Origin of the sequence: Nocardioides baculatus (assembly GCF_016735675.1) — a bacterium.
GTDB classification, from domain to species: domain Bacteria; phylum Actinomycetota; class Actinomycetes; order Propionibacteriales; family Nocardioidaceae; genus Nocardioides; species Nocardioides baculatus.
Map to the genome: position 1 here is coordinate 805,039 of NZ_JAERSG010000001.1, position 20,510 is coordinate 825,548.

Annotated in this window: 20 protein-coding genes; 13 read left to right on the forward strand and 7 right to left on the reverse strand. The window is 72.3% G+C overall.

What is annotated here, in order from left to right:
• Positions 1–4: 4 nt before the first annotated feature.
• Positions 5–1,828 (forward strand): glutamine--fructose-6-phosphate transaminase (isomerizing), encoded by a 1,824-nt coding sequence (gene glmS, locus JI751_RS03955; protein WP_201933614.1) that lies wholly within the window; start codon positions 5–7, stop codon positions 1,826–1,828.
• A gap of 329 nt (positions 1,829–2,157) precedes the next feature.
• Here glmS and JI751_RS03960 read toward each other — a convergent pair whose 3' ends face one another.
• The 3 genes from JI751_RS03960 to JI751_RS03970 form a co-directional block, all read right to left on the reverse strand.
• Entirely contained in the window at positions 2,158–3,387 is a 1,230-nt protein-coding gene (locus tag JI751_RS03960) for a hypothetical protein (RefSeq protein ID WP_201933615.1), read from the reverse strand.
• Positions 3,388–3,528: 141 nt separating this feature from the next.
• Positions 3,529–5,052, reverse strand: coding sequence for a glycerol-3-phosphate dehydrogenase/oxidase (locus tag JI751_RS03965; protein WP_201933616.1), 1,524 nt, complete (start codon positions 5,050–5,052; stop codon positions 3,529–3,531).
• Positions 5,052–5,654, reverse strand: coding sequence for a TetR/AcrR family transcriptional regulator (locus tag JI751_RS03970; RefSeq protein ID WP_201933619.1), 603 nt, complete (start codon positions 5,652–5,654; stop codon positions 5,052–5,054). Before JI751_RS03970 ends, JI751_RS03965 begins: the two co-directional genes overlap by 1 nt.
• A 17-nt stretch (positions 5,655–5,671) precedes the next feature.
• On the opposite strand from JI751_RS03970, the gene JI751_RS03975 reads away from it, so the two are divergent.
• Positions 5,672–7,237, forward strand: a complete 1,566-nt coding sequence (locus JI751_RS03975; protein ID WP_236665538.1) for an FAD-binding oxidoreductase — start codon at positions 5,672–5,674, stop codon at positions 7,235–7,237.
• Here JI751_RS03975 and JI751_RS03980 read toward each other — a convergent pair.
• Positions 7,212–7,910 (reverse strand): pirin family protein, encoded by a 699-nt coding sequence (locus tag JI751_RS03980; RefSeq protein ID WP_201933626.1) that lies wholly within the window; start codon positions 7,908–7,910, stop codon positions 7,212–7,214. The genes JI751_RS03975 and JI751_RS03980 overlap by 26 nt on opposite strands.
• Before the next feature lie 18 nt (positions 7,911–7,928).
• Here JI751_RS03980 and JI751_RS03985 point away from each other — a divergent pair, with 18 nt between their 5' ends.
• The 7 genes from JI751_RS03985 (at position 7,929) to JI751_RS04015 (ending at position 15,883) form a co-directional block, all read left to right on the forward strand.
• Positions 7,929–9,278: a GH1 family beta-glucosidase gene (locus JI751_RS03985; protein WP_201933628.1), complete on the forward strand. Its 1,350-nt coding sequence runs from the start codon at positions 7,929–7,931 to the stop codon at positions 9,276–9,278.
• Between the two features lie 20 nt (positions 9,279–9,298).
• Positions 9,299–9,970, forward strand: coding sequence for a hypothetical protein (locus JI751_RS03990; protein ID WP_201933630.1), 672 nt, complete (start codon positions 9,299–9,301; stop codon positions 9,968–9,970).
• 145 nt (positions 9,971–10,115) lie between these two features.
• Positions 10,116–11,171 carry a sulfotransferase family protein gene (locus JI751_RS03995; RefSeq protein WP_201933632.1) on the forward strand — a complete coding sequence of 352 codons (1,056 nt, stop codon included), beginning with the start codon at positions 10,116–10,118 and terminating at the stop codon, positions 11,169–11,171.
• Entirely contained in the window at positions 11,171–12,124 is a 954-nt protein-coding gene (locus tag JI751_RS04000; RefSeq protein ID WP_201933634.1) for a glycosyltransferase family protein, read from the forward strand. The genes JI751_RS03995 and JI751_RS04000 overlap by 1 nt, the downstream gene beginning before the upstream one ends.
• Positions 12,121–13,902 (forward strand): glycosyltransferase family protein, encoded by a 1,782-nt coding sequence (locus tag JI751_RS04005; RefSeq protein ID WP_201933636.1) that lies wholly within the window; start codon positions 12,121–12,123, stop codon positions 13,900–13,902. Before JI751_RS04000 ends, JI751_RS04005 begins: the two co-directional genes overlap by 4 nt.
• Positions 13,902–15,482, forward strand: coding sequence for a glycosyltransferase family 2 protein (locus JI751_RS04010; protein ID WP_201933639.1), 1,581 nt, complete (start codon positions 13,902–13,904; stop codon positions 15,480–15,482). Before JI751_RS04005 ends, JI751_RS04010 begins: the two co-directional genes overlap by 1 nt.
• 98 nt (positions 15,483–15,580) lie before the next feature.
• Positions 15,581–15,883 carry a GIY-YIG nuclease family protein gene (locus tag JI751_RS04015; protein ID WP_201933641.1) on the forward strand — a complete coding sequence of 101 codons (303 nt, stop codon included), beginning with the start codon at positions 15,581–15,583 and terminating at the stop codon, positions 15,881–15,883.
• Positions 15,884–15,960: 77 nt separating this feature from the next.
• Here the strand turns inward: JI751_RS04015 and JI751_RS04020 are convergent, their stop codons facing one another.
• Positions 15,961–17,133, reverse strand: a complete 1,173-nt coding sequence (locus tag JI751_RS04020) for a nucleotide sugar dehydrogenase (RefSeq protein WP_307813806.1) — start codon at positions 17,131–17,133, stop codon at positions 15,961–15,963.
• Between the two features lie 93 nt (positions 17,134–17,226).
• Positions 17,227–17,937: a hypothetical protein gene (locus tag JI751_RS04025; protein WP_201933647.1), complete on the reverse strand. Its 711-nt coding sequence runs from the start codon at positions 17,935–17,937 to the stop codon at positions 17,227–17,229.
• 141 nt (positions 17,938–18,078) lie between these two features.
• Between JI751_RS04025 and JI751_RS21405 the strand changes: the two genes are divergently transcribed.
• Positions 18,079–18,213: a hypothetical protein gene (locus tag JI751_RS21405; RefSeq protein ID WP_269090347.1), complete on the forward strand. Its 135-nt coding sequence runs from the start codon at positions 18,079–18,081 to the stop codon at positions 18,211–18,213.
• 3 nt (positions 18,214–18,216) lie between these two features.
• On the opposite strand, the gene JI751_RS04030 is transcribed toward JI751_RS21405, so the two are convergent.
• Entirely contained in the window at positions 18,217–18,822 is a 606-nt protein-coding gene (locus JI751_RS04030; protein ID WP_201933648.1) for a DUF998 domain-containing protein, read from the reverse strand.
• A 28-nt stretch (positions 18,823–18,850) separates the two neighbouring features.
• On the opposite strand from JI751_RS04030, the gene JI751_RS04035 reads away from it, so the two are divergent.
• From JI751_RS04035 to JI751_RS04045, 3 genes are all read left to right on the forward strand, one after another.
• Positions 18,851–19,261 carry a DUF1810 domain-containing protein gene (locus tag JI751_RS04035; RefSeq protein ID WP_201933649.1) on the forward strand — a complete coding sequence of 137 codons (411 nt, stop codon included), beginning with the start codon at positions 18,851–18,853 and terminating at the stop codon, positions 19,259–19,261.
• Between the two features lie 64 nt (positions 19,262–19,325).
• Positions 19,326–19,472 (forward strand): hypothetical protein, encoded by a 147-nt coding sequence (locus JI751_RS04040; protein ID WP_201933651.1) that lies wholly within the window; start codon positions 19,326–19,328, stop codon positions 19,470–19,472.
• A 30-nt stretch (positions 19,473–19,502) separates the two neighbouring features.
• The gene (locus JI751_RS04045; protein WP_201933653.1) at positions 19,503–20,507 is read left to right on the forward strand and encodes a beta-ketoacyl-ACP synthase III; all 1,005 of its coding nucleotides are present in this window, start codon (positions 19,503–19,505) and stop codon (positions 20,505–20,507) included.
• Positions 20,508–20,510 lie beyond the last annotated feature (3 nt).

Genomic DNA, 20,510 nt, shown 5'->3' on the forward strand with positions numbered 1-20,510 from the left:
GACCATGTGCGGAATCGTCGGCTACATCGGCCGCCAGGACGCGGCACCCGTCGTCCTCGAAGGACTGACGCGCCTCGAGCACCGCGGCTACGACTCCGCCGGCGTCGCCGTGCTCGGCGCGCGAGGCGTGAAGGTGGTCAAGCAGGCCGGGCGGGTGCGTGACCTGACCACCGCGCTGCCCAAGCGGTTCGCCGGGACGACGGGCATCGGCCACACCCGGTGGGCCACCCACGGTCCCGCGACCGACCACAACGCCCACCCCCACCAGGACGAGTCCGGTCGGGTCGCGGTCGTGCACAACGGGATCATCGACAACTCGGCCACGCTCCGCGCCGAGCTCACCGACGCCGGTGTCGCCCTCGCCAGCGACACCGACACCGAGGTGATCGCGCACCTGGTCGCGCGCAGCGACGCCGACACCCTCGAGGGCAAGGTGCGCGACGCGCTCGGCGCGGTCGTGGGCACCTACGGCCTCGCCGTGCTCCACGCCGACTTCCCGGACCGCATCGTCGTGGCCCGCAACGGCAGCCCGCTGGTCGTCGGCGTCGGTGACAAGGAGATGTACGTCGCCTCCGACCTCGCCGCGATCGTGCGCCACACCACCACGGTGGCGATCCTCGACGACGGCGAGATGGCCACCGTGACGGCGGCCGGCTTCACCACGATGCGCCACAGCGACCTCGCCTCGACCGGCAAGACCGCGAGCGAGGTCGACATCGACGCGTCGGCGTACGACGCAGGCGAGCACGAGTCCTTCATGCGCAAGGAGATCCTCGAGCAGCCCACGACGTCGCTGGCGGTGCTGCGCGGACGGCTGGACGACCGCTTCGGCACCGCGCACCTCGGCGGCCTCGACATGGACGCGCGTGACCTCCGCGCGGTGCGGCGGGTGAAGATCCTGGGCTGCGGCTCGGCCTACTACGTCGGCCAGATGGGCGCCGCGCTGATCGAGGAGCTGGCGCGGATCCCCGCCGACGCCGAGGCCGCCAGCGAGTTCCGCTACCGCGACCCGGTCATCGAGCCCGACACGCTCTACGTCGCGGTCAGCCAGTCCGGCGAGACCATCGACACGCTGCTCGCCGTGCAGGAGGTACGCCGCAAGGGCGGGCGCTGCGTCGGCCTGGTCAACGTCGTCGGCTCGGCGATCGCGCGCGAGTGCGACGGCGGGATCTACCTGCACGCCGGCCCGGAGGTCGCGGTCGCGAGCACCAAGGCGCTGACCAACATGTTCCTCGGCTTCGCCCTGCTCGCCCTCCAGCTCGGTCGCACGCGCGACCTGTCGATCGCGGACGGCAAGCGGCTGGTGGCCGGGCTGGAGAAGCTGCCGGCCCAGATCGAGGAGGTCCTCGCCGGCGAGGCCGACCTGGTCGAGGTCGCGCGGCAGCTGGCCGAGGCGCGCAGCCTGTTCTTCATCGGCCGGGTCCGCGGCTTCCCGGTCGCGCGCGAGGGCGCGCAGAAGTTCAAGGAGATCAGCTATCGCCACGCCGAGGCCTACCAGACCTCCGAGCTCAAGCACGGCCCGCTCGCGCTGATCGACCCCGAGGTGCCGACGGTGGCACTGGTGCCGCGCGACGAGCTCACCGAGCGCAACATCGGCGCGCTGCACGAGATCGACGCGCGCCAGGGTCCGCTCGTCGTGATCACCCACGCCGACGTGGACCTCGGCGAGGTCCGGGCCCGCCGGATCGACGTACCCCGCAACGAGCCGGAGCTCGACCCGATCCTGCTGACCATCCCGCTGCAGCTGCTGGCCTACCACGCGGCCCAGCACCTCGGTCACGACATCGACAAGCCCCGCAACCTGGCGAAGTCGGTCACCGTCGAGTGATCCGGTAGTTCAGGGGGAGATGGCTGTCCGGGGGTCGCCGGGACGACCAGCTTGCCCTGAACTACCCGAAATGGACTGGGCGCCCCTTGCCGCATGGGGTCGGCAAGGGGCGCGCCGTGGAGAACGATCCCACCCGCCCGGCGTCCTGTCCGTGGATCGACGGAACTACCGAGCGATTTTGCCTGTCGGGTGGGTCACCTGCTGCTGAGGCGCACCTCGAGCGAACCGGTGACGTACGGCGGCACGGTCAGGACCACCGTCGCCGGCCCCGAGTTGCCGTCCTGTGGCACGTCCACCGTCGGGCTGGCGGGCGTGAGCGCGCTGTAGAATTAGTCCGGGCAGCCGTTGGAGGTGTCCCGGACCGGACACACGTTGGGGTAGCCGGCGAGGAGCGAGACCCGCCAGTCCGACAGGGACGCGGACGCCTGCCCGGCATGTGCCACCGCAGTGCCGCCCACGATGCCTTCGGTGTAGGTGCCGACCACCCACTGTCCCGGGGTCGTCGAGGTGTAGGTGACGGCCGGGCCGTCGAGCGTGAGGGCCGGTGCGGTCGCGGCCGAGCGCACCCGCAGCGAGAAGGTGTCGGACGCCCCGGAGCCGGCGGCGACCACCATCTCGTAGGTGTCGGCGGCCGGCACCAGCCACGGCCCGGACACGAGGTAGGAGCACGGCTCGGCCGCGGGCTTGCCCGGGCAGGGGGTCATCGTGTGGGTCCGCACCACGCTCCCGTCGGCTCGCAGCACCTGCGTGCGGGCACCTCCGTCGGTCACCAACCTGCCGGAGGCGTCGAGCAGCTCTGGGTAGACCCACTGGCCCGCGCGGGCCGTGAACGACACCACGTGCTCGCGTGCGGCGACGCCTGCGTTGACCAGTGCCACGGCACTCCCGTCCAGGACTGCGGTGTGGCGCTGAGCCCGCGACACGGACACGGAGGTGCCGGGACGGGCGGCGACGGAGTAGCGCCCGGGACTGCTCAGTGGGAGCCAGCCGCCGAGCTCGTCGTCGACGGTGCCGTCCGGCAGAACGAGGTGGCGCGGGGTCCGGCTCGGTCGTACGGAGAGTCGTTCACCAGCCGCCACCGGGACGCGCACCAGGTGTGTGACGTCCGGGTCGCGCCCGACCGTGGTGGCCGGACCGTCGATGGACGCGTCCTGGACCACGGTCCGGCGAACCTGCACGCGGATGGGGGTCTCGATGTCGTCGCAGGGCCGCAGCACCGCGGTGTAGGAGCCCTTCCGCGGCAACCGCCAGTAGCCGGTGGCCCAGCTGTCGACCCGGCGGCCGCGCGTCGAACGCAGCGACTTGCGTACGCACGGGTCCTGCGGCCAGGACTGCCAGGTGGCGAGCTCGACGAGCTGCCCCTTGCGCCCGGAGAAGGTCAGCTGGACGGACGGACGCTTCTCGTCGTAGCGCAGCGGCTTGTGGCCCAGCCGCACGTCGCGTCGCAGCGGTGACGTCGTGGCGACCCGGTCGGCGGAGGCGGTCGGCACGGCGGTCGGCACGGCGCTCGCGGCCGCCGTGGTGGGAGGAGCCGTGGCGAGCGGCACTGTGGACAGCATGAGGACGAGGGCGACACCTCGGAGACGAGCCGGCACGTGGATTCCCGTTCTGTTCGTGACTGGTGCAGGGGAGACGCCCGTTGCGGGGCACAGGTTGCCACGCCGGTGCCGACGACTCCCGCCACCTCGTCCGGGTACGGGCTAGCCGACCGCGCCGCGGGTGCGCGCCAGGCCCAGTGCCCTGCGGGCGAGCGGCTCGGCGATCGCGCGGTCGGCGGCCACGAGCCCCACGCGCGTACGACGGTCGAGCAGGTCCGCGACGTCGTGCGCGCCCTCGTGGGTGATCGCGAAGACCAGCTCGGCCAGGGTCACCGGGACGCGGCCGCACGCCGGGGCGAGCAGCTCGTCGTCGGTGAGGCCGGTGACCGCGCGGGCGGTGTCCAGCACGAGGTCGGCGTCCGAGCCGAAGCGGCGGACCAGTCGCGACGGTGCGGTCGAAGTGCCGACGGCGCCCAGGAGCGGGAGGGACGCGGTGCGGCACGGGCCGGTGCCGAGACCGAGCGCGTCGACGGTGTCCTCGGCCATGCGGCGGTAGGTCGTGAGCTTGCCGCCCACCACCGTCGTCACGCCGGTCGACGAGGTGAGGATCGCGTGCCGCCGTGACAGGTCGGCCGACGCGTCGGTCCCCGACACCTCGAGCAGCGGGCGCAGGCCGGCGAAGGCACCGACGACGTCGGCGCGGGTCGGCGGGACGGTGAAGGCGGAGGCGACGACGCCCAGCAGGAAGTCGATCTCCTCCTCGCTCGGCACCGGCACGTCGGGGACCGGGCCGGTGACGGGTTCGTCGGTGAGGCCGACGTAGAGGGTGCCGTCGGGCTGCGGGAGGACCATGGCGAACCGCGACGTCGACCCCGGGATCGGCACCATCACCGCGACCCGCGTGTGCGGCAGCGTCGAGCCGCGCAGCACGAGGTGCGTGCCGCGGCTCGGCCGCAGCCGGACCTGGTCGTCGAGGTCGCCGGCCCACACGCCCGTCGCGTTGACGACCGCCCGCGCGCGGACGTCGTACTGCTGTCCGGTGAGCTCGTCGCGCAGCGCGACCCCCGTGCCGGTGGCCGACAGGACACGGGCACGCGTCCGCACCTGGGCGCCGTACGACGCCGCGGTGCGGGCGACCGTGACCACGAGCCGGGCGTCGTCCTCGAGCTGCCCGTCCCAGGCGAGCAGTCCTCCCCGCAGCGTCTCGGCGCGCATCGACGGGGCCAGGCTGAGGGTCTCGGTGGCGTTGAGGCGGCGCGGCCTCGGCAGGGTGCGGGTGCTGGTGCGCGCGGTGCGGCGCAGCACGTCGCCGGCCTGGAGCCCGCCCCAGGTCATCGCGGCGTGGCTGCGCGTCATCGCGTCGTTGAGAGGGGTGAGCATCGGCAGCGCGTGGACGAGGTGGGGTGCGGTGACCTGCATGAGGATGCCGCGCTCGACAGCGCTCTCCTGGGCGATCGCGAGCTGGCCCTGGGCGAGGTAGCGCAGGCCGCCGTGGACGAGCTTGGACGACCAGCGGGAGGTCCCGAAGGCGAGGTCGTGCGCGTCGACGGCCAGCACCGAGAGGCCGCGGGTGACGGCGTCGAGGGCGACCCCGGCGCCGGTGATGCCGAGGCCGACGACCACCACGTCGACCTCGTCGGGGATGCCGGCCAGGCCGGGGGTGATGCGAGACAACGGGTCGCTCATCACGGCTCGAGGGTCCGGGTGATGAGGCGGGCGTACTCCGCGTCGAGGTCGGCGAAGCCCACCTGCGCGTCGGTCATCGTCTGGCCCGACAGCACGAAGCCGTGCCCGGCGAGCGTCAGCGACCGCGCGATCAGGACGGGGTCACCGGCACGGATCGTGCCGGCGGCCTGCCCGCTCGCGATCTCGTCTGCCATGATCTCGACGAGCGCCTCCTGCGAGCGGCCGCGGCGCGCGATCAGGTAGGGCAGCAGCAGGTCGGGGTCCAGCTCGACGATGCGGACGAAGAGCTCGTTGTCCCGCAGCGCCCGGATCGTCGAGAGGGCGGCCGCGGCGATGCCTGCGGGGGTGGTCCTGTCGGCGGCTGCGACCCGGGTCGCGGCGGCGATGCTGACCCACTCGCGGGTCATCAGGTCGCCGAGCAGGGACCCCATGTCGGGCCACGCGCGGTAGATCGTCATCCGCGAGACCCCGGCGCGCCTCGCGACCTCGGTGAGCGTCGTACGCCGCCAGCCGAGGTCGAGGATGCAGTCGCGGGCGGCGTCGAGGTAGGCCGCGTGTCTCGGGTCCGATGAGGTCGGCGCGGTGTGACGAAGTGACGACATGTGTCACACTGTAACGCATGACTGCCGAGATGCACCCCCAGCGCTGGGGCACCCCCGACGCCGCCACGGTCCTGCCCGACTCCGCGCTCGGGCTGGTCGACCTCGCCTTCGGGCTCCAGGACAGTCCGGCGGTCACCGGGGCGACGCCTCCACGCATCGCCCTCGACGAGTCGCTGCTCGACGGGCTGCGCGCGATCGTGGGGGACGCGCACGTCCTCGTCGACGACGCGACGCGCACCCTGCGCACCCGCGGCAAGTCAACGCCCGACCTGCTGCGCGCCCGCGCCGGTGACCTCACCGACGCGCCCGACGCGGTCGTCCGTCCCAGCGGTCACGACGAGGTCGCCACCCTCCTGGCCTGGGCCACCGAGCACCGGGTCGCGGTGGTCCCGTTCGGCGGCGGCACCTGCGTCACCGGTGGCCTGGCCGCTCGCCGCGACGGCTTCGCCGGGCTGGTCAGCCTCGACCTGGTCCGGATGAAGCGGCTCCTCGACGTCGACATGGTCTCGATGACCGCGACGCTCGAGCCGGGGCTGCGCGGCCCGGAGGCCGAGGCGCTGCTGGCCGGGCACGGCCTGACCCTCGGCCACTACCCGCAGTCCTTCGAGCACGCGTCGATCGGCGGCTTCGCGGCGACCCGGTCGAGCGGGCAGTCGAGCGCCGGCTACGGACGCTTCGACGCGATGGTCGTCGCGCTGACGGCAGCGACCCCGACCGGCACCATGACCGTCGGCTCGTCCCCGGCCAACGCTGCCGGCCCCGACCTGCGCCAGCTGCTGCTCGGCTCGGAGGGAGCCTTCGGCGTCATCACCTCGGTGACCGTGCGGGTGCGGCGGGCGCCCGCCGAGACGTCGTACGAGGGCTGGCGCTGGCCGTCGTTCGCCGCCGGCTCCGACGCGATGCGCACCCTCGCGCAGGCCGGCCTCCTGCCCACCGTGATCCGGCTCTCCGACGAGTCGGAGACCGCGATCAACCTCGCCGATCCCGCGGCGATCGGCGGGTCCGGCGACGGCTGCCTGATGATCACCGGCTACGAGGGCACGGCAGCGCAGGTCGCCTCCCGTCGCGCCGAGGTCACGACCGTCCTGACCGAGCTCGGCGGTGTGCCCTTGGGTGCCGAGCCGGGGGAGAAGTGGTCGCACGGCCGCTTCGGTGCGCCCTACCTCCGCGACGCGCTGCTCGACCACGGCGTGCTCGTCGAGACCCTCGAGACCGCCACCTTCTGGTCCCGGCGCGAGCGCCTGTACGCCGACGTGAAGGCGGCGCTCACGTCCTCGCTCGGCGAGGGCTCGCTGGTGCTGTGCCACGTCTCGCACGTCTACGAGACCGGCTGCTCGCTCTACTTCACCGTCGCCGCTCGGCAGGGTGACGACCCGATCGCGCAGTGGCAGGTCGCCAAGGCCGCGGCGAGCGACGCGATGATCGCCGCCGGCGCGACCATCACCCACCACCACGCCGTCGGCACCGACCACCGGCCGTGGTTCGCCCGGGAGATCGGCGAGGTCGGCGTCCGGGTGCTGCGCGCGGTGAAGGCCGAGCTCGACCCGGCCGGGATCCTCAACCCGGGTGTGCTGATCCCCTGAAGGACCACACCAGCAGCTCGGTCGCCTCGCTCGCCCGGACGGTGTGACCCGGCTCGTCGGTGATGCGTACGGCGTCCCCGGCGGCCAGCGACTCCTCGCCCACCGAGACCGACCCGGTCGCCGCGAAGACGTGCTGGCGCGCGCCCTCGGGCAGCACGAGCGACTGACCGGCGTCGAGCCGGGCGACGAGCAGCCGCGCACCCACCGTGCCGATGGGCAGCCCGGAGGGCCCGACCACCTCGACCAGCCCGGACCCGGGCCGCGGCGCCTCGCCCAGGACGTACGACGGGTCGCGACCGGCGGCGGTCGGCGCGAGCCACGCCTGGACGAAGCGGCAGCGCCCCGACCCGGGGTCGGCGACCTCGCTGTGCCGGATGCCGGTGCCGGCCGAGAGCACCTGGGCGCGACCGGCCTCGACGACGTGACGGGCACCCGTCGAGTCGGTGTGGACCAGCGCGCCCTCGAGCACCCAGGTCACGATCTCCAGCTCGGAGTGGGGGTGGTCGGGATAGCCCGCGGGAGGGTCGAGCACGTCGTCGTTGTGGCACACGAGCGGACCGAAGCCCAGGTTGGCCGGGTCGTAGTGCGGGCCGAACGAGAACGAGTGCCGCGTCTCCCGGCCCTCGGCCGTCGACGACGACCTCTCCCAACCCGCGTACAGGGCCACTGACATGCCGATATCTTCGCGGATGTGCCCCCGTCACATGATTTTCCCCTGCTCCCGCCCGGTTTCCGCTTCGGAACCAGCACGGCGAGCTACCAGATCGAGGGGGCCGTGACGGAGGACGGCCGGGGGCCGAGCATCTGGGACACCTTCACCGCCGAGCCGGGCCGCGTGGTCGACGGCAGCAGCGGCGAGGTCGCCTGCGACCACTACCACCGCGTCGACGAGGACGTCGCGCTCATGAAGGAGCTCGGCACCGGCGGCTACCGCTTCTCGATCGCCTGGCCGCGGATCCAGCCGACCGGTCGCGGTGCGGCCAACGAGAAGGGCCTGGCGTTCTACGACCGGCTCATCGACACGCTGCTCGCCAACGGCCAGCAGCCGATGGTGACGCTCTACCACTGGGACCTGCCGCAGGCGCTCGAGGACGACGGCGGCTGGCTCAACCGCGACACCGTCGACCGGTTCGCGGACTACGCCGCCCTCGTCGGCGAGCGCTTCGCCGACCGCGTCGAGCACTGGATCCCGGTCAACGAGCCCAACGTGGCCTCGGTCCTCGGCTACGGGATGGGCACCCACGCGCCCGGCAAGTCGCTGCTCTTCGACTGCCTGCCGGCCGCGCACCACCTGCTGCTGGCCCACGGCCGCGCCGCCATCGAGCTGCGCAACGCCGGTGCCACGTCGATCGGCTGCGCCAACAACCACGCCCCGATCTGGCCGGCGACCGACGACGACGCCGACGTCGGGATGAGCAAGATCTTCGACGCCCTGTGGAACGGCATGTTCCTCGAGCCGATGCTGCTCGGGCGCTATCCCGCGGACCTGATGCCGCTCTTCGACGGCATCATGGCCGACGGCGACCTCGCCACGATCCGCCAGCCGCTCGACTTCTACGGGGTCAACTACTACAACCCGATGAAGGTCGCGGCCGCCGGCGAGGACTCCCAGATCCCGTTCGCGTTCCACGACGTCGTCGGCTACCCGACCACCGACTTCGGCTGGCCGATCGTGCCCGACGCGCTGCGCGAGTGGCTCGTCATGTTCCGCGCCCGCTTCCGCGCGGCCCTGCCGCCGATCTACATCACCGAGTCGGGCTGCTCCTACAACACCGGACCGGACGAGAACGGCGTCGTCGACGACCAGGCCCGCATCGACTACCTGCGCTCCCACGTCAACGCCGTCTCCGAGGCGATCACCCGCGGGGTCGACGTACGCGGCTACTACTGCTGGTCGCTGATGGACAACTTCGAGTGGGCCGAGGGCTACACGCAGCGCTTCGGCCTGGTGCACGTCGACTACGAGACGCTGGCGCGCACCCGCAAGAACTCCTTCCACTGGTATGCCGACCTGATCGCCGCCCAGCCCCAGCACCTCTGAGCCTTTGGCACACTGACGCCGTGCACCCGATCTCGGTGATGGTCTCGGCGCTGTTCCTCGATCCGATCTCGCTGACGGTGGGGGTGCTCGCCCTGCTGGCGATCGCCGGCTACGCCGCGATCAGCATCCGGCTCGCGCGACGCAAGCGGGAGCGGGCGAGCGCACCGCCCGCCTACGTCCGGCCGGACGCGCACACGATGTCGCCACCGCGCCGTCGCGGCCGCTCCGACGGGATGACGTGGACGGCGCTCGTGCTGCTGGTCGCGGTGCTCGCCTTCCTCGGCTGGAACATCTACTCGTGGAACGACGCCCGCACGCCGCCGTCGGGGGCGTCGGTCGAGTCGGCGACGGTCGACGACACCTACGACCCGAGCCGTCCGAGGCCCGGCTCGCGCAACCGCAACTTCCTCGTCGTGCAGTTCCACCTCGACGACGGCGAGACCGGCGAGGCGCTCTACGAGCAACAGTTCATCGGTGGCGCCGACAGGGGCGACACGATCGAGGTCTACCGCGACGGCGACACCTGGCGTACGACGTCGGAGGAGTCGCCGTGGGGCGCGATCGGCTCCGGCCTGGGCGCCCTCCTCGTGCTGGTGATGATCTACGGATGGTTCCGGGTGCGCCGCGCGAAGCCGGACGAGACGCCACCTCCGCCGGCGCCCGTGCGACGCGACGGCCCCGACGGCATCTGACCTGCTCGCGCTTCCCGACGCCTACGCCGCCCCGGAGCACTGATCGGCACCGATAGGCTCACCGCATGACCGAGCGGAGCGAGGGAGTCGAACCCGCACAGCGTCCTCGTGCCTCGTCGGCGCCCGGAGCTGAGCGAGGACGTCGATGAGTCCTCGACGTGTGGTGTTCGTCGTCGGTTCGGGCCGCAGCGGCACGAGCACGATGGCCGGCACGCTGCGCACGCTCGGCCTCCACGTGCCGCAGCCCGAGGTCGTCGCCGACGCCACCAACCCCAAGGGGTTCGGCGAGCCGCGCTGGGTCGTCGACCTCCACACCGAGCTGCTCGCGCGCAGCAACGTGCAGGTCTCCGACGCCCGACCGCGGGCCTGGCTCGACGCCGGCACCACCAGCGGCGACCACGCCACCCGCGAGCGCGTCACCACCTGGCTCCAGGACCAGCTGGCCGTGAGCGACGAGCTCGTCATCAAGGACCCGCGCGCGTCCTGGTTCCTCGGTCTCTGGCGAGCCGCCGCGGACCGCTGCGACGCGACGTCGTCCTACGTCACCATGCTCCGGCCGGTGACCGAGGTGGTCGGCTCGAAGCAGACCTACTACGGGCCCACTGGAGGGCGGGGCGGCGGCGGCTCCGACCAGGGCGCCATCACCCGGACGGCCGCGTGGATCAACATGATGCTCCACACCGAGCGCGCGACCCGCGGCCAGCAGCGGGCGTTCGTCCGCTACGGCGACCTCCTCGACGACTGGACCCAGCCGGTCTTCGCGCTCGGCGAGAAGTTCGACCTCAACGGCGTGAAGACCGCGATGGCCGTCGACATCGCCGAGGTGCACCGCTTCATCGACCCGTCGCTGCGGCGGGTGACGATGACGTGGGACGACATCGGCGTGCCCGACCGGCTGCGCGAGCTCGCCGACGAGACCTGGCAGGCGCTCGACTCCCTCGCCACCGACGACGCAGCCTCGACCCAGGAGTGGTGCGACCAGCTGCGCACCGCCTATGCCGCGCAGTACGCGGAGGCGGAGGCGTTCGCCCACTCGACGGTCGTCGCGCAACGGCGTACGGCTGCGGCGCAGGCGCGACGCGAGGCGGCCGAGCAGACCTCGAGCGGCGCCGACCGGATCCCGCACGCCGTACGGGCGATGGTGCCCCCGGCGGCCCGCCAGAAGCTGCGCAGGGCGATGGGCCGGGAGCGACCGGCCTGATGCCCGACATCGCCGCGCTGGAGGGGGACTCCGGCTACGACGTGACCTGGCCGTGGACCGCAGGGGAGCGCCTCGAGCCGGGCCTGACGTGCGTCTTCCGGGTGCGCAACGAGGCGCGCAACCTGCCATGGGTGCTGCCGCCGATCTTCTCGGCGGTCGACCACGTGCTGCTGGTGGACAACGGCTCCGACGACGACACGTCCGGCGTCGCGCAGCGGGTCGCGGAGCACTGTGGCGCGGCCGACCGGCTCACCGTCCTCGACTACCCGCACGCGGTCGCCCGCGCCGGTGGCGAGCACCTCGCGACCCCGGCGACGAGCGTCCACTCGCTCACCCACTTCTACAACTGGTGCTTCTCCCACGTCCGCACGACCTACTCGATGAAGTGGGACGGCGACATGGTGCTGACGCCCGAGGGCGCCGGCATCCTGCGCGACCTGTCGTGGCAGCTCCAGTCGACGCGCGCGATCGTCGCGATGCCGCGCCACCCGCTCACCGTCGTGGACAAGTCGACCGGCTGGCTCGACCTGTCGCTGCGCTTCCTCGAGCCGTGGGTCTACCCGATGGGACCCGACACCACCTTCGTGAAGGCCTTCGACTGGGAGCTGCGCGAGCAGCCGTCCGGCATCGAGCGGATCGTGCTCCAGCAGGGCCTGGTCGTCGAGGTGAAGTGGCTCGACGCCGACGAGTACGCCCACTGGCGCCGCGACGGCGTCGACTTCACCAACACCCGGCTCTACCGCAAGCTGCGGGAGTTCGAGGTGGACGAGGCGATCCGCAACGGCGACCCCGAGGCGCTGGGCGGGCTCGTCAAGGTGACCGCCCCCGCTGGCGTCCACATCATCGACCACGTCAGCCGCGACTGGCTCTGGCGCCAGCCCCGGCCGCTCGTGCAGCACTCGCTGCCCCCGTCCCTCAAGCACCGAGCACTGAAGGAGGGGGTGCGCGCATGACCGCGGCAGCCCATCCCCTGCACGACCTCCGGATGCCGGGCCCGACCCTGGTCCTGGTCGACGACTCCGACGGCCTCGCCCTCGACGCGCTGCACGGCATCGAGGACGTCCCCGGCCTCGAGCCCACCGTCGTCCCGCTGTCGGCGCTCGACGGACCCCGCAAGGGCTGGGGCTCGGTCCTCGTCGTCGCCGCCGACCGCGCGCGGCTGCGGCGGATGGCCAGCGCCGTACCCCTCCTCGGTCAGTGCAAGGCCGTCGCCTGCTGGCTCACCGACACCCCCACGCCGTGGGTGCTGGTGCCGCGACCGGAGTGGCCGCCGCTGGCGCACCTCGCGGCGCGGCCGGCCGGTGATCGCGGCGTCCTCACGGTCGTCCGCTTCGGCTCCGGTGCGCGGGCGCAGCTCGTCGTGATGGAGATGGCCCGGCAGGCCGCCGGACCCGGTGACACCACGCACGGCGGCGTCGTCCTGGCGTACGCCGGTCGTCCCGCCGCGCCCGGCCTCGACGCTCGTGCGGTGCTGCTGACCGACGTCGCCGGTGCCGCCGAGGAGGCGCGCGACGTGCCGCCCGACGTGGTCGTCGCGCGTCGCGACGGTCAGGTCGCGGCCCACCACGTGATCGATCGCGCGCCGACGGTCGTCACCGATCCCGGGCCGGAGCCCGTGGACGAGCGGATCTTCAGCCCGATCGGCTTCCGCAAGGACTGGGACGAGCCGGTGGTCGCCCTCGAGGGCCCGATCACGGAGGTCGTCGTCGCCGCGGCCCGTGCCCACCAGGGGGTGCGGCTCACGCCCGAGTCGTCGACCTCCGACGTGCTGGCCCTTGCCGCGGCGGGCGTGCCACTGGTCGGTGTCGACGCGGTCCGGCTCACCGAGTCCGGGCTCGCGCCCGCCCTCGTCGACGCGCTCACGGCCGACGTCGACCTCGCCGACGCGCTGCGCCGCGAGGAGCACAGCCTCGCCGTGCGCCGCGCCGCCTTCGACCACCACTCCACGCTGGCCTGGCGCTCGGCACTCGCCGACCGCGCCGGCGTACGCCACGTCGCGCTGCCGCCGGTCAGCGCCCTGCTGGCCACCAAGCGGCCCGAGATGCTCGACTTCGCGCTGCGCCAGGTCGCCCGGCAGCGGGGCGCGGAGGTCGAGCTGGTGCTCGCCGCGCACGGCTTCGAGCCCGACCGCGACGCCGTACGCCGTGCGCTCGGCGACCGGCCGCACCAGGTGCTCACCTTCGACGGGGACGCCTTCTTCGGCGACGTCCTCACCGCCGCGGCGCGGGCCGCGTCGAGCGAGGTGCTGCTCAAGGTCGACGACGACGACTGGTACTCACCCGACGCCGTCCACGACCTGCTGATGGCCCGCCGCTTCTCCGGCGCCGACGTCGTCGGGATGCCGTCGGAGTTCGTCTACCTCCACGCCAACGCGGACCGCGAGGACCTCACCGTCCGGCGCAACCACCCCTCGGAGCTCTTCGCCCGCTTCGTCGCCGGTGGCACGCTGCTGCTCGACCGCGGGCTGCTGCGCTCGCTCGGCGACTTCCGCCGGGTGCGGAAGTTCGTCGACGCCCAGCTGCTGTCCGGCGTCGAGGCCGCGGGCGGCCGGATCTACCGCACCCACGGGCTCGGTTACATCCTGCGGCGCACCGGCGCGGGACACACCTGGCAGCGTGACGACGAGGAGTTCCGCCGACCTGACATCGTGGCCTGCGAGTGGACGGGGTTCCAGCCCAGCCTGGCGCTGGAGGTCGACCCGCTCGACCGGCCGGACGGGGGTGGCGAGTAGTGCCTGTGCAGCCGGTGGTGCGCCACAACGACTGGGGGTCGCTGACCCCGCCGCCCCTCGGCGCGTGGCAGCCAACCCTGTCGGTGACCGTCGTGGTGCCGACCTTCAACTACCAGCACACGCTGCCCTACGTCCTGGCCGGGCTCGCCGCGCAGTCCTACCCCGCGCACCTGCTCGAGGTGCTCGTCGTCGACGACCAGAGCTCGCCCGCGCAGGAGCTGCCCGAGGTCCGGCCCGACAACACCCGGCTGATCCGGGTCGAGGACGGCTGGGGCCGGGCCAACGCCTGTCACCTCGGCGCGCTCGCGGCCGAGGGCGACGTCCTGCACTGGTACGACGCCGACATGCTGGCCTACCGCGAGGAGGTCGAGGCGCACGCCCGCTGGCACCACCTGGTCGACTACGCCGTCCCCGGTGGCGACAAGCGCTTCGTCGACCCGGCCCCGTTGCTCGAGGTCGACCCGGCGCTCGTGCGCGACCGGATCGCGGCCGGCGACGCGGCCGACCTCTTCCCCGACCAGGAGCACGAGCCCCACCAGTGGGTCGAGGACTACTGGGCCAGGACGGAGGACCTGCGCACCGCCGGGCCGCGCGCCCAACGCTTCCACATCGGGATGACCGGTTCGGTCACGAAGGCGCTCTACTTCGACTCCGACGGCTTCGACCGCTCCCTGCGCCTCGGCGAGGACATGCACCTGGGCCACTCGCTCGCCCAGGCCGGCGGGGTCTTCGTCGTGGACCGCGAGGCCCGCAGCTGGCATCTCGGTCGCTCGCAGGTGCTCCGGCGTGCCGAGCAGGTCAACCGCTACAACGACCCCTATCTCGCCGACCTCGTGCCGACGATGCGGCCCAAGCGCAACCGGCGCGGGCGGACCTACCAGGTGCCCTACCTCGAGGTCGTCGTGCCCGCCGGTCCCGCCGACGAGACGATCCGCGTCGTCGACTCGCTGCTCGACGGCGACGTCCCCGACCTGCGGGTGACCGTCGTCGGTCCGTGGGACTCCGTCCACGAGGACCGCGTCCAGCCCGTCGAGGACCCCGTGCTCGAGACCCGGCTGGTCCACCGCTCCTACCTCCACGAGCCGCGCGTCCGGCTCGCCTCCGCTGCGCCGCAGGTCTCCGACGCCGAGATGATCCTGACCCTGCCCGACGTCTCGCTCGCCCCGGTCCGCCACGCGCTGCCGCCCCTCCTCGAGGACCTCGAGCGCACGCACCACGGCGCCCGCCTGCTGTCGTACGACTCGGGTGCCGTCGCCCGGCTCGAGCGGACCGCCGCCCTGGCCCGCGTCGCGCGCATCGCCGACGCCGACGACGACCGCGACGCCCTGCTCGAGGCGACCTACGGCATCAAGACCTACCCCGCCGCCGCCGTCGGCTGGGTGCCGGCCGAGGAGCGCGAGGTCGAGCGCTTCACCCTGCCCGCCCGGCCCGCGACGGACCCGGCGAAGTCCGAGCAGCGGATGATGAAGCTGCTCCGCAAGGCGGACGCCGTCTCCGGCCCGGGGGACGAGAACCCCCACGCCGAGGCCCCGGACCAGCCCGACGAGGGCAAGCGGGGGCTGTTCGGCCGCCGCCGCTGACTCCCTCCCTGGCTGGTTGAGGCGAGCCTCGAAACCTCTCTCCACAGATGCCGTTGGCCATCTCGCCGTCCGGTGTCCGGCAGATAGACGATCGACAGATGCCTTTCGTCTACATGCTTCGTTGCGCTGACGGCTCCTACTACGTGGGCAGCACGCGCAACCTCGAAGCGCGGCTCTTCCAGCACAACCATGCCGTGGAGGACGCGTGCCTCTACACACGCTCGCGTCGACCGGTTGAGCTGGTGTGGCACGAGGAGGTCGAGAACGTCGGGCTCGCCTACGGACTCGAGAAGCAGATCCAGGGCTGGGGTCGGAAGAAGCGGGAGGCCTTGATCCGCGGCGACTTCGAGCTGTTGCCGCTCCTGTCGTCGCGACGCGGTGGCCGACCGCGGCCCACCTGACGGCGGGCTCGCAGGTTTCGAGGCTCGTCGCTGGAGCTCCTCGCACCTCAACCAGCGAGGGGGTGGGTCGCCGCTGATCAGTCGGAGCCGAAGAGGTCGCGTGTGTAGACCTTGTCGGCGACGTCGCGGAGCTCGTCGACCATCCGGTTGGCCACGATCAGGTCGGCGCGCTCCTTGAAGGCGGCGAGGTCGCTGGTGACCTCCGAGCCGAACCAGGTGTCGGCGTCGAGCTCGGGCTCGTAGACCACGACCTCGATGCCCTTGGCCTTGATCCGCTTCATGATCCCCTGGACCGACGACTCGCGGAAGTTGTCCGAGCCGGCCTTCATGATCAGCCGGTGGATGCCGACCACGCGTGGCGCCCGGCCGATGATGTCGAAGGCGATGAAGTCCTTGCGCGTCGTGTTGGCCTCGACGATCGCGGAGATCAGCGTCTGCGGGACGTCGGAGTAGTTCGCGAGCAGCTGCTTGGTGTCCTTGGGCAGGCAGTAGCCGCCGTAGCCGAACGACGGGTTGTTGTAGTGCGTGCCGATCCGCGGGTCGAGCCCGACGCCGTCGATGATGTGGCGGCTGTCGAGGCCGTGCGACATCGCGAACGAGTCGAGCTCGTTGAAGTACGCCACCCGCATCGCGAGGTAGGTGTTGGCGAAGAGCTTGATCGCCTCGGCCTCGGTGGGCTGGGTGAAGAGGACGGGTACGTCGTCGGCGTCCGCGCCCTTGAGCAGCAGGTCGGCAAAGGCGCGGGCCTGCTCGGTCTGGTCGCCCACGACGATCCGGGCGGGGTGGAGGTTGTCGTGCAGTGCCCGGCCCTCGCGGAGGAACTCGGGGGAGAACACGACGTTGTCGGTGCCGAGCCGACGGCGTACGTCCTGGACGTAGCCGACGGGCACGGTGGACTTCACGACCATCGTCGCGTCGGGGGCGATCCGGATGACGTCGCGCATCACCGCCTCGATCGAGGTGGTGTCGAAGTAGTTGGTCACCGGGTCGTAGTTGGTCGGCGTCGCGATGATCACGAAGTCCGCGCCGGTGTGGGCAACCTCTGCGTCGGTGGTGAAGGCGAGGTCGAGCTCCTCCTCGGCGAGGAAGCGCGAGATGTCGTCGTCGTGGATCGGGCTCTCGCCGCGACGCAGCCGGTCGATCCGCGGGGCGTCGAGGTCGAGCCCGACGACGGTGTTGTGGCGGGCCAGCAGGACGGCCATGGAGAGACCGACATACCCGAGGCCGGCGACGGAGATCTTCGCAGTCACGTCGCCAGTCTGCCGCACGCCAGGGGTGGGGACGTCATGCGGAGCGGGTGGGAGGACCCACTCCGCATGACGCCGTCATCACCCCACGTGACGTCAGCTGCGGTCGCTCGAGTCGCCGGTCACGACCACGTAGAAGCGCTTGCGCGTGCCGTCGGTGGTGAAGCTGCCGTCGCTGTTGCGCGGGCTCACGACCAGGTGGTTGGTGTTGCCGGTGCCGGGGGGCGCGCAGTTGACCACGCCGGGCTGGCACATCGCGGCAGCGATCTCGCCGGAGAACTCCGGGTTGGCGTCGGGCCCGGTCTGGCGGCCGTTCATCACCATGTCGCCGTTCTGGTCGACGGTGTTCTGGAGGGCGATGGTGGCGATGATCCCGTTGTTGCTGAGGTTCTCGCCGGCGTTGATGTAGACGTTGCCGTTGGCTGCGGCCGGAGTGGCCACGTAGCCGGCTGTCACGGAGAAGCCGCCGGACTGGGCGATGATCGCGCCCGTCGCGTCGACGAGCGCCCAGCGACCGACGCCGGCGGGACCGGCAGGACCTGCAGGCCCGGACTTGAGGACGCCGTCCTTGAAGTCGCGCTCCTTGAGCGAGCCGTTGCGGATCTTGTTGGACCCGATCGAGTTGCCGTTGATGTCGCGGCCCTTGAGCGAGCCGTCCTTGACGTCCTTGGACTGGATCGAGTTGTTCTTGATGTCGTCGGAGCCGATCAGCCCGGCGGCGTACGACGTTCCGGTGGAGGCCACCACGAGGGCCATGATCGAGACCGCCATGGAGGGGGAGGGGCGGCGGAGACTGGGGAGGCGCATGGGTTCGGACCCTTCGTCGGACAAGGCCGTCGGGATCGGCGGCTTGCCCAGTGGTTCGGTGTGACCCGGGTCACCGGATGTGCGACTTTGGGATGAATCGCCCCGAAGGCCCCCTTGGCGGCCGCTGGCAGGGTGTAGCGCATGGGATTCATGAAGAAGGCAGGGGCCTTCGCGGTCGCCAAGAAGGTCTACGACGAGGCGCGCAAGCCGCACAACCAGGCGAAGATCAAGAGCGCGGTCGCCAAGGTCCAGGAGCGTCGCCAGCGTCCTCGCTGATCCCTAGCGGCCGCGGCGCAGCCTCGGGCGCTGCGTCCACGCGAAGCCGGCCAGGCCGAACAGCACGGGCCAGAGCGCGAGCCGCTCGAGAGCCCCGCCCGCCCGCTCCTCGCCCGAGACGATGAAGCCGACGGCGGCCGCAGCGGTCACCGCCCCCGTCACGAGCAGGGCCTTCGACAGCCGGGGCCGCTCCTCGCGCACCCGCCAGCCGAGCAGCAGCAGCGCCAGCGGCTGGGCGACGAACAGCGGCGTCGCGGCGAGCGCGTGGAGGGTGGCGTCCTGGTCGAGCGGCGCCAGCCCGGTGGCGTACGAGCTCACGCCCGACACCACCAGCAGGCCGGTCACCCACGGACCGAGCGGCCTGGCGAGCAGCAGTGCGCCACCGGCCAGCAGGACGCCGTATGCCATGAAGGAACCGTTCATCACCTCGTGCCGCGGCGAGCAGTACGCCGCCGAGCAGCCGACCTCGCCGAGCTTGCTCACCGAGTCGGACACGAAGCTGTAGCCGCCGGTGGTCGCGGCCGCGGTGACCACCTCGGTCGCGATGTAGGTCGGTCGCAGCAGGAAGACGAGGGCTCCGAGCTGGGCGGCACGCGACGGCTCTGGCACGACGCCAACCTAGGGCACAGTGGACGGCATGGACCTCGACCGCTTCGTCGACGCGCAGGCCGGGACGTACGACCGGGCGCTGGGCGAGCTGCGCGCCGGGCGCAAGACCGGCCACTGGATGTGGTGGGTCTTCCCGCAGCTGGCCGGGCTGGGCGCGAGCCCGACGTCGCAGGCGTACGCCGTCCGCGACCTCACCGAGGCGACGGCGTACGTCCGGCACGAGGTCCTCGGTCCGCGGCTGCTCGAGTGCTGCCGCGCCCTCCTCGACCTCGACGGCGTCAGCGCCGAGCGGGTACTCGGGTCGGTCGACGCGATGAAGCTCCGGTCGTCGATGACGCTCTTCGCCCGCGCGGCTCCGGACGAGGCGGTGTTCGGCGAGGTGCTGGAGAAGTTCTACGACGGCCGCGAGGACGAGCGGACGGTCGCGTTGCTGGCCTGAGCCGCCCACCGCAAGGGGTGGGCCGGCCGTTGTGATGTCCGTGGGCCCGGCGTAGGACTGGACCATGACCACCACACCGATGGAGCCCGAGTCCGACCCGCAGATCGTGCCGTCCGGCGACCCGCAGGTGAACCCGATCGACCCCGGTCAGGCCCCGGAGGCTCCCGAGCCGCAGACCGACCCGCAGACCCGGCCCGACGGCGGGCTGTAGACCGGTCGCGGGGCTGCCTATGCTCGGTCCATGACCATCCAGCAGACCGCCGAGCTCACCCACGCAGCGATGCTCGGCCTCGGCGTCCACCGGCCCGAGCGGGTCGTCACGAACGACGAGATCTGCGAGGTGCTGGACTCCTCCGACGAGTGGATCCAGACGCGGTCGGGCATCCGGACGCGGCGCTTCGCGTCCGAGGGCGAGACCCTGATCGGGATGTCGATCAGCGCGTCGCAGCGCGCGCTCGCGGCGGCCGGGGTCGACGCGAACCAGATCGGCTGTGTCATCGTCGCGACGTCCACGCACCCCGAGCACACGCCCGCGTCGGCGCCGCAGGTCGCGACCGCGCTCGGCATCACGGCGGCGGCCTTCGACATCTCCGCCGGCTGCGCCGGCTTCTGCCACGCCCTCAACCTGGCCGCGTCGATGGTGCGCGCCGGAGCCGAGTCCCACGTGCTGGTGGTCGGTGTCGAGCAGCTCAGCCGCTTCATGGACCCGACCGACCGCGGCACCGCCTTCATCTTCGCCGACGGCGCCGGTGCGGTCGTCGTCGGACCGTCGGCCGAGGCCGGCATCGGTCCGACCGCCTGGGGCTCCGACGGGTCGCAGGCCCACGTCATCACCCAGACCCCGAGCTGCATGGGCGTGCGTGATCACACCGCCGCCGACCACCCCGTCGTCCAGATGGAGGGCACCGCTGTCTTCCGATGGGCGCCGTTCGCGATGGCGAAGGTCGCGCACGAGGCGCTCGGTCTGGCCGGCATCGGGGTCGACGACCTGGACGCGTTCATCCCGCACCAGGCCAACCTCCGGATCACCCAGACCCTCGCCAAGAACATCGGGCTCCCCGACTCGGTCGCCATCGCGACCGACGTCATCGACTCGGGCAACACCTCGGCGGCCTCGGTGCCGCTCGCGATGGAGGCGATGATCCGGCAGGACGAGGCCGCCGCCGGTGACACCGCGCTGCTGATCGCCTTCGGTGCCGGGCTCAGCTATGCCGGCCAGGTCGTGACCCTGCCGCCTCTGGGCTGAGTC

Excerpts from the sequence above, each read along its gene's own strand:
- glmS (WP_201933614.1), top strand. The coding sequence starts at position 5 with ATGTGCGGAATCGTCGGCTACATCGGCCGCCAGGACGCGGCACCCGTC.
- JI751_RS03960 (WP_201933615.1), bottom strand. The coding sequence starts at position 3,387 with ATGCTGTCCACAGTGCCGCTCGCCACGGCTCCTCCCACCACGGCGGCC.
- JI751_RS03965 (WP_201933616.1), bottom strand. The coding sequence starts at position 5,052 with ATGAGCGACCCGTTGTCTCGCATCACCCCCGGCCTGGCCGGCATCCCC.
- JI751_RS03970 (WP_201933619.1), bottom strand. The coding sequence starts at position 5,654 with ATGTCGTCACTTCGTCACACCGCGCCGACCTCATCGGACCCGAGACAC.
- JI751_RS03975 (WP_236665538.1), top strand. The coding sequence starts at position 5,672 with ATGACTGCCGAGATGCACCCCCAGCGCTGGGGCACCCCCGACGCCGCC.
- JI751_RS03980 (WP_201933626.1), bottom strand. The coding sequence starts at position 7,910 with ATGTCAGTGGCCCTGTACGCGGGTTGGGAGAGGTCGTCGTCGACGGCC.
- JI751_RS03995 (WP_201933632.1), top strand. The coding sequence starts at position 10,116 with ATGAGTCCTCGACGTGTGGTGTTCGTCGTCGGTTCGGGCCGCAGCGGC.
- JI751_RS04000 (WP_201933634.1), top strand. The coding sequence starts at position 11,171 with ATGCCCGACATCGCCGCGCTGGAGGGGGACTCCGGCTACGACGTGACC.
- JI751_RS04005 (WP_201933636.1), top strand. The coding sequence starts at position 12,121 with ATGACCGCGGCAGCCCATCCCCTGCACGACCTCCGGATGCCGGGCCCG.
- JI751_RS04015 (WP_201933641.1), top strand. The coding sequence starts at position 15,581 with ATGCCTTTCGTCTACATGCTTCGTTGCGCTGACGGCTCCTACTACGTG.
- JI751_RS04025 (WP_201933647.1), bottom strand. The coding sequence starts at position 17,937 with ATGCGCCTCCCCAGTCTCCGCCGCCCCTCCCCCTCCATGGCGGTCTCG.
- JI751_RS21405 (WP_269090347.1), top strand. The coding sequence starts at position 18,079 with ATGGGATTCATGAAGAAGGCAGGGGCCTTCGCGGTCGCCAAGAAGGTC.
- JI751_RS04035 (WP_201933649.1), top strand. The coding sequence starts at position 18,851 with ATGGACCTCGACCGCTTCGTCGACGCGCAGGCCGGGACGTACGACCGG.
- JI751_RS04040 (WP_201933651.1), top strand. The coding sequence starts at position 19,326 with ATGACCACCACACCGATGGAGCCCGAGTCCGACCCGCAGATCGTGCCG.
- JI751_RS04045 (WP_201933653.1), top strand. The coding sequence starts at position 19,503 with ATGACCATCCAGCAGACCGCCGAGCTCACCCACGCAGCGATGCTCGGC.